The organism is Thermomonas fusca, from assembly GCF_005862345.1.
In the GTDB taxonomy this organism is placed as follows: domain Bacteria; phylum Pseudomonadota; class Gammaproteobacteria; order Xanthomonadales; family Xanthomonadaceae; genus Thermomonas; species Thermomonas fusca.
The window spans coordinates 725,379-737,948 of the sequence record NZ_SROY01000002.1; the positions used below are offsets into that span (position 1 = coordinate 725,379).

10 protein-coding genes are annotated in these 12,570 nt (G+C 68.8%); 4 read left to right on the top strand and 6 right to left on the bottom strand.

The annotated features are described in order from the left end of the window. The first annotated feature begins 159 nt into the window (after window positions 1-159). The 3 genes from guaB (at window position 160) to tadA (ending at window position 3,888) form a co-directional block, all read left to right on the top strand. Complete coding sequence (gene guaB, locus E5S66_RS07540) at window positions 160-1,620, top strand: IMP dehydrogenase (RefSeq protein ID WP_138348626.1); 1,461 nt, start codon at window positions 160-162, stop codon at window positions 1,618-1,620. Between the two features lie 66 nt (window positions 1,621-1,686). Further along, window positions 1,687-3,261 (top strand): glutamine-hydrolyzing GMP synthase, encoded by a 1,575-nt coding sequence (gene guaA, locus E5S66_RS07545; RefSeq protein WP_138348627.1) that lies wholly within the window; start codon window positions 1,687-1,689, stop codon window positions 3,259-3,261. A gap of 132 nt (window positions 3,262-3,393) precedes the next feature. Next, window positions 3,394-3,888, top strand: a complete 495-nt coding sequence (gene tadA / locus E5S66_RS07550) for a tRNA adenosine(34) deaminase TadA (RefSeq protein WP_138348628.1) — start codon at window positions 3,394-3,396, stop codon at window positions 3,886-3,888. Between the two features lie 13 nt (window positions 3,889-3,901). On the opposite strand, the gene E5S66_RS07555 is transcribed toward tadA, so the two are convergent. Next, window positions 3,902-4,396, bottom strand: coding sequence for a DUF2721 domain-containing protein (locus tag E5S66_RS07555; protein WP_138348629.1), 495 nt, complete (start codon window positions 4,394-4,396; stop codon window positions 3,902-3,904). A 57-nt stretch (window positions 4,397-4,453) separates the two neighbouring features. On the opposite strand from E5S66_RS07555, the gene orn reads away from it, so the two are divergent. After that, window positions 4,454-5,023: an oligoribonuclease gene (orn, locus tag E5S66_RS07560; protein ID WP_138348630.1), complete on the top strand. Its 570-nt coding sequence runs from the start codon at window positions 4,454-4,456 to the stop codon at window positions 5,021-5,023. A gap of 30 nt (window positions 5,024-5,053) precedes the next feature. Here orn and E5S66_RS07565 read toward each other — a convergent pair whose 3' ends face one another. From E5S66_RS07565 to E5S66_RS07585, 5 genes are all read right to left on the bottom strand, one after another. Beyond that, window positions 5,054-6,010, bottom strand: coding sequence for a mechanosensitive ion channel family protein (locus E5S66_RS07565; RefSeq protein ID WP_138348631.1), 957 nt, complete (start codon window positions 6,008-6,010; stop codon window positions 5,054-5,056). A 112-nt stretch (window positions 6,011-6,122) separates the two neighbouring features. Continuing rightward, a complete protein-coding gene (locus tag E5S66_RS07570) occupies window positions 6,123-9,242 on the bottom strand; it encodes an efflux RND transporter permease subunit (RefSeq protein ID WP_138348632.1) in 3,120 nt (1,039 codons plus the stop codon). A 1-nt stretch (window position 9,243) separates the two neighbouring features. Then, complete coding sequence (locus E5S66_RS07575) at window positions 9,244-10,737, bottom strand: efflux RND transporter periplasmic adaptor subunit (protein WP_138348633.1); 1,494 nt, start codon at window positions 10,735-10,737, stop codon at window positions 9,244-9,246. Continuing rightward, a complete protein-coding gene (locus E5S66_RS07580) occupies window positions 10,734-12,008 on the bottom strand; it encodes a TolC family protein (protein WP_138348634.1) in 1,275 nt (424 codons plus the stop codon). The genes E5S66_RS07575 and E5S66_RS07580 overlap by 4 nt, the downstream gene beginning before the upstream one ends. 100 nt (window positions 12,009-12,108) lie before the next feature. Then, complete coding sequence (locus tag E5S66_RS07585) at window positions 12,109-12,510, bottom strand: hypothetical protein (protein WP_138348635.1); 402 nt, start codon at window positions 12,508-12,510, stop codon at window positions 12,109-12,111. Between the last annotated feature and the right edge of the window lie 60 nt (window positions 12,511-12,570).

A 12,570-nucleotide genomic window follows, 5' to 3' on the forward strand; every position in this document is an offset into this window, starting at 1 on the left:
ATCGGCCACGGGCCGGCCTCGCAACCAAGCGAGTATCGGGGAGCGACTTGCGAGGTCGGCCCGTGGCCGATCCTGCGAGTGGCTGCGGCCCGGGTTTCGGGAGTGAAAGCGAAAAAAGGGTTACAATGACGCGCTTCCCCACTTCTCATGGGTCTGCCGATGCTCCGCATCCTGGCTGAAGCACTGACGTACGACGACGTTTCCCTCGTCCCCGCGCATTCCGTCGTCCTCCCCAAGGACGTTTCGCTGGAAACGCGCCTCACCCGCGACCTCCGCATCCGCCTGCCGATCGCCTCGGCGGCAATGGATACCGTGAGTGAAGCGCGCCTTGCCGTGGCGATGGCGCAGCTCGGCGGCATCTCGATCATCCACAAGAACATGACCCCGCAGGCGCAGGCCGCGCAGGTGGCGTGGGTGAAGAATTTCGAAGCCGGGGTGATTCGCGACCCGTTCACCGTCGGCCCAGACACCAGCATCGGCGAGGTGCTCAAACTCACCCGCGCCCGCAACATTTCCGGCGTGCCGGTGGTGGACGAGTCCGGCCACCTGGTCGGCATCGTCACCGGCCGCGACATGCGCTTCGAGAAGAAGCTGGATGATCCGATCCGCCACATCATGACCAAGAAGGAAAAGCTGGTCACGGTGAAGGAAGGCGCCAGCGACGATGAAGTGATGGGCCTGCTGCACAGGCACCGCATCGAAAAGGTGCTGGTGGTCAACGACGATTTCGAGCTGCGCGGCCTGATCACCGTCAAGGACATCCAGAAGAAGTCCGACAACCCGAACGCTGCCTACGACGCCAGCGAAAGGCTGCTGGTCGGCGCCGCGGTCGGCGTGGGCGGCGACACCGAGCAGCGCGTGGAAGCGCTGGTGGCGGCCGGCGTGGACGTGGTGGTGGTGGATACCGCGCACGGCCATTCGCAGGGCGTGATCGAACGCGTGGCCTGGGTCAAGAAGCGCTTCCCGCAGGTGCAGGTGGTGGGCGGCAACATCGTCACCGGCGACGCCGCGCTGGCGCTGATGGATGCGGGCGCGGACGCGGTGAAGGTGGGCGTCGGGCCCGGCTCGATCTGCACCACCCGCATCGTCGCCGGCGTGGGCGTGCCGCAGATCACCGCCATCGACATGATCGCCACCGCGCTGCAGGACCGCATCCCGCTGATCGCCGACGGCGGCATCCGCTATTCCGGCGACATCGGCAAGGCGCTGGCCGCGGGTGCCTCCAGCGTGATGATCGGCGGCCTGTTCGCCGGCACCGAGGAGTCGCCCGGCGAGATCGAGCTGTTCCAGGGCCGCAGCTACAAGAGCTACCGCGGCATGGGCAGCCTGGGCGCGATGGAGAAGGGCTCGAAGGACCGCTACTTCCAGGACGCCTCCGACGCCGACAAGCTGGTGCCGGAGGGCATCGAGGGCCGCGTCCCCGTGCGCGGTCCGCTGTCGGGCGTGGTCCACCAGCTGATGGGCGGCCTGCGCGCGACCATGGGCTACGTGGGTTGCGCCACCATCGAGGACATGCGCACACAGCCGCAATTCGTCAAGGTGACCGGTGCGGGCCAGCGCGAGAGCCACGTCCACGACGTGCAGATCACCAAGGAACCGCCGAACTACCGGGCCGGGTGATCCATCCACGCAAAGGGAGCCGCAAGACTCCCTTTGTTGTATCCAATGCCGAAAAACTGCCAGCACATGACCAACATCCACACCGACAAGATCCTGATCCTCGACTTCGGCGCGCAGTACACCCAGCTGATCGCCCGCCGCATCCGCGAGTTCGGGGTGTACTGCGAGATCTGGGCGTGGGACCACGATCCGACCGAGATCGCGGCCTTCGGCGCGAAGGGCATCATCCTGTCGGGTGGCCCGGAGTCGACCACCGAAGCCGGCTGCCCCGCGGCGCCACGGCAGGTGTTCGATGCAGGGGTGCCGATCCTCGGCATCTGCTACGGCATGCAGACGCTGGCGGTGCAGCTGGGCGGCGCCACCGAGGCCGGCAACCAGCGCGAATTCGGCCATGCCGCGCTGGAGATCATCGCCAACGACGCGCTGCTGGCCCCGGTGGCCACCAGTGCCGAGCTGCGCAACGTGTGGATGAGCCACGGCGACCACGTCGCCCGTGCGCCGGAAGGCTTCGTGGTGACGGCGCAGACCGATCGCCTCGGCATCGCCGCCTTCGCCAATGACGCGAAGAAGATCTACGGCGTGCAGTTCCACCCGGAAGTGACCCACACCGCCGCCGGCGAGGCGCTGCTGCGCCGCTTCGCGGTGGACATCTGTGGCTGCCAGACCCTGTGGACGGCGGCCAACATCATCGACGACCAGATCGCCCGCGTGCGCGAGCAGGTCGGTTCCGACGAAGTGATCCTCGGCCTGTCCGGCGGCGTCGATTCCTCGGTGGTGGCGGCGCTGCTGCACCGGGCCATCGGCGACCAGCTGACCTGCGTGTTCGTGGACACCGGCCTGCTGCGCTGGCAGGAGGGCGATCAGGTCATGGCCATGTTCGCCAACGAGGCCGACAAGGGTGGCATGGGCATCAAGGTGATCCGCGTCAACGCCGCCGACCGCTATTTCAAGGCGCTGGCTGGCGTCAGCGATCCGGAGGCCAAGCGCAAGATCATCGGCGGCCTGTTCATCGAAATCTTCGATGAGGAATCCAACAAGCTCAAGAACGCCAAGTGGCTGGCGCAGGGCACCATCTACCCGGACGTGATCGAGTCGGCCGGCAGCAAGACCGGCAAGGCCCACGTCATCAAGAGCCACCACAACGTCGGCGGCCTGCCCGAGCACATGAAGCTGGGGCTGGTGGAGCCGCTGCGAGAGCTGTTCAAGGACGAAGTGCGCCGGCTCGGCGTGGCGCTTGGCCTGCCGCGCGAGATGGTCTATCGCCATCCGTTCCCCGGCCCGGGCCTGGGCGTGCGCATCCTTGGCGAAGTGAAGCCGGAATACGCTGAACTGCTGGCCAGGGCCGATGCGATCTTCATCGACGAACTGCGCAAGGCGGGCCTGTACGACAAGACCTCGCAGGCGTTCGCGGTGTTCCTGCCGGTGAAGTCGGTGGGCGTGGTCGGCGACGCGCGCGCCTACGAATGGGTGATCGCGCTGCGCGCGGTCGAGACCATCGATTTCATGACCGCGCACTGGGCGCACCTGCCGTACGACTTCCTCGGCACCGTATCCAACCGCATCATCAACGAACTGCGCGGCGTCTCGCGCGTGGTCTACGACATTTCCGGCAAGCCGCCGGCGACGATCGAATGGGAATGAACCGCTTGTTTGCGCGCCATGGCGCGCAAGCGGTTCATTGACAGGCCATGGATGGCCGGGCCGGGCGATCCGAAGGCAGGGACGTTGCGCCATGGACGGCCGCATGAACCCCGAACGAAACGAGGTCTGCCCATGACTGATCCGGATTCGACCACGACCAGCGACCACGCGTGGATGCGCCACGCCCTTGCGCTGGCCGAACGTGCGCAGCGCGAGGACGACGAGATCCCGGTCGGCGCAGTGGTGGTGGATGTCGACGACAATCTGGTCGGAGAGGGCTGGAACCGCAACATCGCCGAATGCGATCCCAGCGCGCATGCCGAGATCGTGGCGATGCGCCGCGCCGGGCAGGCGCTGGGCAATCACCGGCTTGTCGGCTGCACGCTGTACGTCACCCTCGAGCCGTGCGCGATGTGCGCGATGGCGATGGTGCATGCACGGGTGGCGCGGGTGGTGTTCGGCGCTTTCGACCCCAAGACCGGCGCCGCCGGCAGTGTGTTCGACCTGCTGGCCGATCCCCGCCACAACCATCGCGTCGAAGTGATCGGTGGCGTGCTGGCGGAGGTTTCCGGGCCGATGCTGACGGCGTATTTCCGCGCCCGCCGGGGCAAGGGCGCCAGCGGCTGATGCCCGGGCCGTGTCAGTGGTCGCCGGTGGGCGGCGCGCCGGCCGCACGCCGCGGCTTGGCCATGCTGTAATCGATTTCCAGATCGAAGCTCTTCACCGCCAGGCTGACCTCGCGCCACATCGCGATGCTGGCAGCCAGCAGGAACAGCACGCCCAATACCGCCATGGCGGTTGGGAGGGCGCCCATCCTGAATCCCAGCAATGCATCCGCGGCCAGCGCCAGGCTGGTGCCGACGAAGCTGGCAAGCCCGCCGTACAGCAGCCGGCAGGCGCGCAGTACCAGGTGCGCGCGTTGTCGGTGACGAAGGATCTGCTCCCGACGCTCGCCGGCATCGGACGCATCGTGCTCCCAGCCGGCGATCAGCACGCGCAGCCTGTCCACGACCCGCGCCAGCCGGGTATTGGCCGAGGCCAGCAGGCCGGCGGTGGCGGTGAGGAAGAAGGCCGGTGCCAGCATCGCGCTCAGGATCGCGTGGTGGGCAATGGCGTTGGCGGTGGTCTGCAGCATGCGGCGTCCCGTCGGCAAGCGGCTATCATGCCGTCACCAACACAAGTGCGCGAGCCCATGTCTGCCGATCCCTCCCAAGACCGCCTTATCTGGATCGACCTGGAAATGACCGGGCTCGATACCGAGCGTGATGGCATCCTCGAGATCGCCACCGTGGTGACCGATGGCCAGCTCAACGTGCTGGCGGAGGGCCCGGAACTGGCCATTGCCCATCCGCTGGCCACGTTGGAGGCGATGGACGACTGGAACCGCAACCAGCACGGCAAGTCCGGGCTGTGGCGGCGCGTGCTGGAGGAGGGCGTGCCACTGGCCGAGGCCGAGGCGCGTACGCTGGCGTTTCTGCAGGAATGGGTGCCGGCCAATGCCTCGCCGATGTGCGGCAATTCGATCTGCCAGGACCGGCGTTTCCTGCATCGGCTGATGCCCGCGCTGGAACGGCATTTCCACTACCGCAACCTGGACGTCAGCACGCTCAAGGAGCTGGCGCGACGCTGGTCGCCGCAGGTGCTTGCCGGGGTGGAGAAGACATCGTCACACACCGCATTGAGCGATGTGCACGACTCCATCGAAGAGTTGCGCCACTACCGTGGCTACATGGGCGTGCTGGCGGGGCTGGCGACCGACTGATCCCCCGCGGGTTGACGCTTTGCAGGCCGCTCAGCTGGCGGCGGGCGGTGTTTGCCTCTGCGGCCGGTCGCCGTCGTCGGCCACGCCGCGCAGCAGGATGTCGGCGATCGGGCGACCGTCGGCGTCGCGGTGGTAGACGTGCAGGTCGCGCTGCGGGTAGGGGATGTTCAGGCCGTTGCCGATCAGCTCGTTGCGGATCGCCTCGACGACCCGGCTGCGCGCATCGCCGTAGTCTTCATTGCGGGCGAACGCGAACAGGGTCAAGTCCACGCTGCTTTCGCCGAGGTTGACCACCTGCACCACCGGCGCCGGGTCCTTGAGGACCTTGGGGTCGCTTCCGGCGATCTGCAGCAGCAGCGTGCGGGCTTTGTGCAGGTCGTCGTCATAGCCCACGCCGACGGTGATATCGAAGCGCCGCTGCGGCAGCTGCGAATGGTTGACGATCGGGGCGGTGGTGATCTCGCTGTTGGGCAGGATCACCACGCGGTGGTCGAACGCGCGCAGGCGGGTCTGGAACACGCGGATCTCCAGCACCGTGCCTTCCTGCCCGGCAATCACCACGTGGTCGCCGGCGCGGAACGGTCGCAGGACGATCAGCATCACCCCGGAAGCGATGTTGGACAGCGAATCCTTCAGCGCCAGGCCCACGGCCAGGCCCGCCGCGCCCAGCACGGCGAACATCGAGGTGGTGGGGATGCCGATGGCAGCCAGCGCGGTCATGATCACCAGCACCAGCATCACCGCGTAGGCGATGTTGCCGAGGAAGCCGCTCAGCGTGCCGTCCACGTTGGCGCGCCCGAGCGCGCGTCCGAGGCCGGTGCTCATCCGCCGCGCCAGCCAGCGCCCGATCATGAAGATCGCCAGCGCCGCCAGCAGCCGCAGCCCCCAGGTCTCGAGCAGCTGCAGCCAGTCGATGCCGCGCAGTTCGCGCGCCAGCTGGGCGGCCTGGTCGTGTTGCGGGGTGGTGGCGGGAACGCTGGGCTGCATCTTGGCTCCGATGGTTGAATGCGCATCCGTGCCGCGGCTGCGATACGGCCCGGCAGGATAACGCGCAGGCCGCAAAGGCACGATCAGCGTGTCCCGCGGCCTGCCGGCGTGGTCAGTTGGCCGGCGCTGCGCCGCGCTGCTTCACCAGCGCATAGATCACCGGGATCACCACCAGCGTCAGCACGGTGGACGACACCATCCCGCCCACCATCGGCGCGGCGATTCGGCGCATCACCTCGGAGCCGCTGCCGTGGCTCCACATGATCGGCAGCAGGCCGGCCATGATCGCCACCACCGTCATCATCTTCGGCCGCACCCGTTCCACCGCGCCGCTGACGATGGCGCGCTGCAGGTCGGCGGCGGAAAACGTCCGGCCTTCCGCCGCGCAGCGCGCCCTGATGTCTTCCAGCGCATGGTCGAGGTAGAGCAGCATCACCACGCCGGTTTCCGCGGCCACGCCGGCCAGCGCGATGAAGCCCACCGCCACCGCCACGCTGAGCTGGTAGTCCAGCAGCCACAGCAGCCAGACCCCGCCGACCAGCGCGAACGGCACCGACAGCATCACGATCAGCGATTCGGTGATGCGCCGGAAGTTCAGGTAGAGCAGCAGGAAGATCAGTGCCAGGGTCACCGGCACCACCACCTGCATGCGCGCCTTGGCCCGCTGCATGTATTCGTACTGGCCGCTCCAGCTGACGTAAGTACCGGGCGGCAGCCGTACCGACGCGGCCACCGCGTCCTGCGCGCGCCGGACGTAGGCGCCGAGGTCGCTTTCGCGGGTGTCGACGTAGATGTAGGCAGCCAGCTGCGCGTTCTCGGTGCGGATCGACGGCGCGCCCTTGCGGATGTCCAGCGTGGCCAGTTCGCCCAGCGGCACCTGCGCGCCGGCCGGTGTGGCCACCAGCACCTGCGTTGCGATTTCTTCGGGAGTGTCGCGCAGTTCGCGCGGGTAGCGCACGATCACCCCGAAGCGTTCGCGGCCCTCCACCGTTGTCGTCACCAGCTGCCCGCCCAGCGCGCTGGCGACCACGTCCTGCACGTCGCCCACCGACAGCCCGTAGCGGGCCAGCTGCGGCAGCTGTGGCACGATGTCGAGGTAGTAACCGCCGGTCAGGCGTTCGGCATAGGCGCTGGTGGTGCCGGGCACCTTGCGCACCGCGGATTCGATTGCGCGCGCGGCCTGCTCCAGCTCGGCCAGGCTGTTGCCGAACACCTTGATCCCCACCGGCGTGCGGATGCCGGTGGAGAGCATGTCGGTGCGCGCCTTGATCGGCATCGTCCACGAATTGGCTACGCCGGGAAACTGCAGCGCCGCGTCCATTTCCGCTACCAGCTTGTCCACCGTCATGCCGTCGCGCCACTGCTCTTCCGGCTTGAGGTTGATGGTGGTTTCGAACATCTCCAGCGGCGCCGGGTCGGTGGCGGTCATCGCGCGGCCGGCCTTGCCGAACACCGATTCCACCTCCGGGAACGACTTGATGATGCGGTCCTGCTGCTGCAGCAGCTTCTGCGCCTGCGTCACCGACAGGCCGGGCAGGGTGGTGGGCATGTACAGCAGGGTGCCTTCGTTGAGCGTGGGCATGAACTCGCTGCCAAGTCTGGATGCCGGCCACAGCGAGGCCAGCAGCACCAGTCCGGCCACGCCGAGGGTGAGCGCGCGGTGCCTCAGCACCCCGTGGATCACCGGCCGGTACAGCGCGATCAGCAGGCGGTTCACCGGGTTCTTGCGCTCGGGCACGATCCGCCCGCGCACGAACAGCAGCATCAGCACCGGCACCAGCGTCACCGACAGCAGCGCGCCGCCGGCCATGGCGAAGGTCTTGGTGAAGGCCAGCGGCTTGAACAACCGGCCTTCCTGCGCTTCCAGGGCGAACACCGGCAGGAACGAGACGGTGATGATCAGCAGGCTGAAGAACAGCGCCGGCCCCACTTCGCGGCAGGCGTCGACGATGATCTGCGCACGCGGCTTGCTGCCGTCGTCGCGCTCCAGGTGCTTGTGCGCGTTCTCGATCATCACGATGGCGGCATCCACCATCGCGCCGATGGCGATCGCGATCCCGCCCAGGCTCATGATGTTGGAGTTCATGCCCAGCGCGCGCATGGCGATGAAGGCGATAAGCACCCCGACCGGCAGCATGATGATGGCCACCAGCGCGCTGCGCACGTGGAACAGGAACAGCACGCAGACCAGCGCCACGATCAGGCTTTCCTCCAGTAGCGTGGTGCGCAAGGTGGCAATGGCGCGGTCGATCAGCTGCGAGCGGTCGTACACGCTGCGGATGCTGACGCCTTCCGGCAGGCCGGACTGGATCTCCTGCAGCTTCTCCTTCACCGCGACGATGACCGCGCGCGCGTTCTCGCCGTAGCGGGCAATCGCTATCCCGCCCACCGCCTCGCCTTCGCCATCGAGTTCGGCGATGCCGCGACGTTCGTCCGGCACCAGCTCGACGTTGGCGATGTCGCGCACCAGCACCGGCACGCCGCCGTCGGCCTTCACCACCAGTTCCTCGATGTCGTCGATGCCGCGCAGGTAGCCGCGGCCGCGCAGCATGTATTCGGTTTCGGCCAATTCCAGCGAACGCCCGCCGACGTCGCGGTTGCTGGCGGCGATCACCTCGCCCACGCGCTGCAGCGGGATGCCGTATTCGCGCAGCTTGACCGGGTCCACCGTTACCGAATACTGGCGCACGAAACCGCCGATGCTGGCCACTTCCGCCACCCCGTGCGCGGCGGTGAGCGGGTAGCGAACGAACCAGTCCTGCAGCGCACGCAGCTGGTCCAGCGAATGACGCTTGCTCTCCAGCACGTACTGGTACACCCAGCCGACGCCGGTGGCGTCCGGCCCCAGCGTGGGGGTGACCCCGGCGGGCAGCTGGCGGCCGGCGGAATTGAGGTATTCCAGCACCCGCGAGCGCGCCCAGTAGATGTCGGTGCCGTCTTCGAAGATCACATACACGAACGACGAACCGAAGTAGGAGAAGCCGCGCACCACCTTCGCGTCCGGCACCGCCAGCATCGCGGTGGTCAGCGGATAGGTGATCTGGTCTTCCACCACCTGCGGCGCCTGTCCGGGCGCTTCGGTATAGACGATGACCTGCACGTCGGACAGGTCCGGCTGCGCGTCCAGCGGCGTGTGCAGCAGCGCATGGACGCCGCCGGCGGTGAGCACCAGCGCCAGTGCCAGCACCAGGAACACGTGCCGCGCCGACCATTCGATGATCCGGGTCAGCATGTCAGTGCTCCATGTCGGACATGTCGTGGCCGGCGTGCGGGTCGGCCTTCGGCTGGTCGGGCATCGCATGGCCGGCATGCGGATCGGGCCTGGGCGCGGCAGGCATCACGTGGCCCGTGTGCGGATCGGCCGCGGCAGGCTTCGGCGCTGCCGCTGCGGGCATCGCATGGCCGGCGTGCGGGTCGGATTCCGCTTTCGATGCCGCGGGCATGTCGTGGCTGCCCATGTCGTGCCCGGCATGCGCCGCCGCCTGCTCCGGCGTCATGTCCTGCAGGGCGGCGCGCAGGTTGCTCTCGGCGTCGATCAGGAAGTTGCCTTCCACCACCACGCGTTCGCCTTCGCGCAGGCCATCCAGCACTTCGATGCGGTCGCCGTTGCGCTGGCCGATGCTGATCTGCCGCGGCGCGAAGCGGCCCGTCGCCACTTCGACCAGCGCGATCTGACGCTGGCCGGAATCGATCAATGCCGAACGCGGAATGGTCAGCCCCTCGCGGCCATCGTCGCCGGCCAGCGCCACCGTTCCGAACAGGCCCGGCCGCAGCCGGCCGTCCGGGTTCGGCAGCGCCACCCGCACCGCCAGCGTGCGCGTGGCGGCATCCAACACGGGCTGCAGGAAGCCCACCTGGCCGTCGAACGTCTGCCCGGCCAACGCAGGGGTGGTGAACCGAGCGGGCTGGCCCAGCCGCACTTGGCCGATCTGCGCTGCCGGCACGTTCACCGTCACCCACACCGTGGACAGGTCGGCCAGCCGCAGGAGGGTGTCGCCGGCGACGAAGCGCGCGCCCTGCACGACGGGCTTTTCCACGATCACGCCGCTGGCTGGCGCGGTGAGGGCAAGGTTGCCCGGCGGCAGATGGGCGATGTGCTCCAGCTGGCCGGCGCTGATGCCCCAGTTCAGCAGGCGCCGTTTGGCGGCGTCGCGCAGGCGCTGCATCGACTGCAGGCTGGCGGCGTCGCCGCCGCGCAGCTGCCGCAGCGCCGCGTCGGCCACGCGGTAGTCTTCCTGCGCCGCCAGCAGCTGCGGGCTGTACACCGTCGCCAGCGTCTGCCCGCGCTTGACCGCCATGCCGGTCTGGTTGGCCTGCAGGGTTTCCACCCAGCCGTCGAAGCGCGGGGCGATCACGTGCTGGCGGGTTTCGTCGACGGCGATCGTGCCGCTGGCCTGCAGGCCGGTGGCCAGCGGCTGACGCCGCACCGGTTCGGTGCGCACGCCGAGGGTCTGGATCTTCTCCGGCGACAGCGCCACGGTGCCGGGCGCGGCATTGGCTTCGTCCTCGGCGTACACCGGGATGTAGTCCATGCCCATCTCGTCCTGTTTCGGCACCGGTGAGGTGTCGGGCAGGCCCATCGGGTTGCGGTAGTACAGCGGCTTGCGCGCGGCTGGCGCAGCGGCGCTAGTGGTTGCGGCGGGCGTTGTCAGCCGCCCCAGTGCGATGCCGCCACCCAGCGCGACGATCAGGCCGGTGGCGATCAGGATGCCGTGGGAACGCTTCATGGGGTGTCTCCTTCGAGGGCGCGCACGCCGGCGGCGCCGAGCAGTTCGTCGCGGGTGGCATCGAGGTTTGCAAGCCTGGCGTCCTGCCAGTCGGTCAGCGCGTCGAGCAGGGCGTTGAAATCCACCTCGCCGACCTGGTAGCTGGCCAGCGCGGAGCGGTAGTTGGCCTCCGCCTGCGGGATGCGGGTGGAACCCAGCAGGGCGCGCTGGCGCTGGGCGCTGCGCCACTGCGCCCAGGCGATGCCCAGCTGGCCGCCCAGCGACGTCTGCTTTGCATCGGCGCGCGCCAGCGCCGCGTCTTCCAGTCGCCGCGCTTCGCGTTCGCGCGCCGCCAGCGCGCGCCGCTGCAGCGGCAGCTCCACCTCCAGCATCAGCTCATAGCCGTCGATGCGGTGGCCGCGCTGCATCGCGCCGACTCCCACCGAGATGTCCGGCCAGCGTTCGCGCTGGCGCAGGCGCAAGCTGTCCTGCGCCGCCTCCACCTGCGCCTGTGTGGCCTGCAAGGCGGGGTGGCCGCCCTTGTCCAGCCGGGCCAGCGCCTCGCCCAGGCTGGTACTTGCCACCGCCAGCTGCGGTGCCTGCAGCGCGGGGGCAAGCGGCGCATCGGCGCGGCGACCCAGCAGCAGGTTGAGCAGCATGCCGGCTTCGTTGCCGGCTTCTTCCAGTGCGATGCGCTCACCGCGCACACGGGTGGTCTGCACCTGCGCGCGAATGGCGTCCTGCTGCGGCACCATGCCCAGTGCGTAGCGCACGCCGGCGATCTCCTCCAGCGTCTGCAACAGGGCGATCTGTTCGTCCACCAGTCGCAGCGCCTGCCCGGCATGCCAGTAGCGCACGTAGGCGGCTTCGGCCTGCGCCAGCAGCGCCAGTGCGGCGGCTTCGCGGCCGGCACCGACAGCGTCCGCATTGCGTTCGGCGATTCCCCGCGCCAGCCCGCGCTTGCCCCACAGCGGAATGCGCTGGCGCAGCTGGTAGCTGGTGCCGCCCACATTCGCGGGCAGCAGACTGGGATGGTCCGGCGCAATACCCTGCAGCGACACGCCGAGGCTGGGGTTGGGCAGGCTGCCGGCAGCGATGGCCTGCGCCCGCGCGGCCTCGGTTTCCGCTTCGCGGGCGCGCAGTTCGGGATTGTGCTGCAGCAGCCAGGCGCGAACCGAGGCCACGTCAGCGCCAGGCGGCGCATCGTCGGCGGGGCTGGCCGGCGTTGAGAAGGCAAGCAGCAGGCAGGGCAACAGCCACCAGCGGCTGCCTGCAGGGAATGGGAATCGCATGTTCCACCTCGATCAAACCCGTGGAGCCGCGGCGCGATGGCGCACGCGGCGGGACGACGGCGATGCGCGGGGCATCACCGCCGAAGGCGGGGATCGGCGATCAGATCAGCAGCAGCGCCGCGGGATGCGCGGTCGGTCGGTGCCAGGGAACAGTGGGCGGCGAATCCACCCGACGCAGCGTTGCCGGCTCGCGCGGGGTCAACGCGGAAACGAAGGCGGGCACCAATGCAGGCAGCGCCGGCGGTGCCGGTACCCGCGCGGTGTCGGGGCTGGGCACGTCCTGGTCGCAATGCGCCGCACACAGGCCTGCACCGTCATCAGTCGGCGGCGGCGCTTCGTGGCAGTTGCTGCCGTGGCCCGCCATCGGCATCACCTGCGCGACCGCCAACGGCAGCTCCACTGCGCACACCGCATGCCAGGCCAAGGCTGTCTGCGACCACAGCAGCGCCAGCATCGCGAAGATCGCGATGCGCAGACGCAGGCGGTGGCGCAGCGGTTTCATGCGGGAATCGGGTCGCTGAAGTGGGTCTGGACGGAATGCGCGCAGTATCGACCTTGCCCA

What these genes read in the sequence shown, in the direction of transcription:
- guaB (WP_138348626.1), top strand. Translation starts at nt 160, where the DNA reads ATGCTCCGCATCCTGGCTGAAGCACTGACGTACGACGACGTTTCCCTC.
- guaA (WP_138348627.1), top strand. Translation starts at nt 1,687, where the DNA reads ATGACCAACATCCACACCGACAAGATCCTGATCCTCGACTTCGGCGCG.
- tadA (WP_138348628.1), top strand. Translation starts at nt 3,394, where the DNA reads ATGACTGATCCGGATTCGACCACGACCAGCGACCACGCGTGGATGCGC.
- E5S66_RS07555 (WP_138348629.1), bottom strand. Translation starts at nt 4,396, where the DNA reads ATGCTGCAGACCACCGCCAACGCCATTGCCCACCACGCGATCCTGAGC.
- orn (WP_138348630.1), top strand. Translation starts at nt 4,454, where the DNA reads ATGTCTGCCGATCCCTCCCAAGACCGCCTTATCTGGATCGACCTGGAA.
- E5S66_RS07565 (WP_138348631.1), bottom strand. Translation starts at nt 6,010, where the DNA reads ATGCAGCCCAGCGTTCCCGCCACCACCCCGCAACACGACCAGGCCGCC.
- E5S66_RS07570 (WP_138348632.1), bottom strand. Translation starts at nt 9,242, where the DNA reads ATGCTGACCCGGATCATCGAATGGTCGGCGCGGCACGTGTTCCTGGTG.
- E5S66_RS07575 (WP_138348633.1), bottom strand. Translation starts at nt 10,737, where the DNA reads ATGAAGCGTTCCCACGGCATCCTGATCGCCACCGGCCTGATCGTCGCG.
- E5S66_RS07580 (WP_138348634.1), bottom strand. Translation starts at nt 12,008, where the DNA reads ATGCGATTCCCATTCCCTGCAGGCAGCCGCTGGTGGCTGTTGCCCTGC.
- E5S66_RS07585 (WP_138348635.1), bottom strand. Translation starts at nt 12,510, where the DNA reads ATGAAACCGCTGCGCCACCGCCTGCGTCTGCGCATCGCGATCTTCGCG.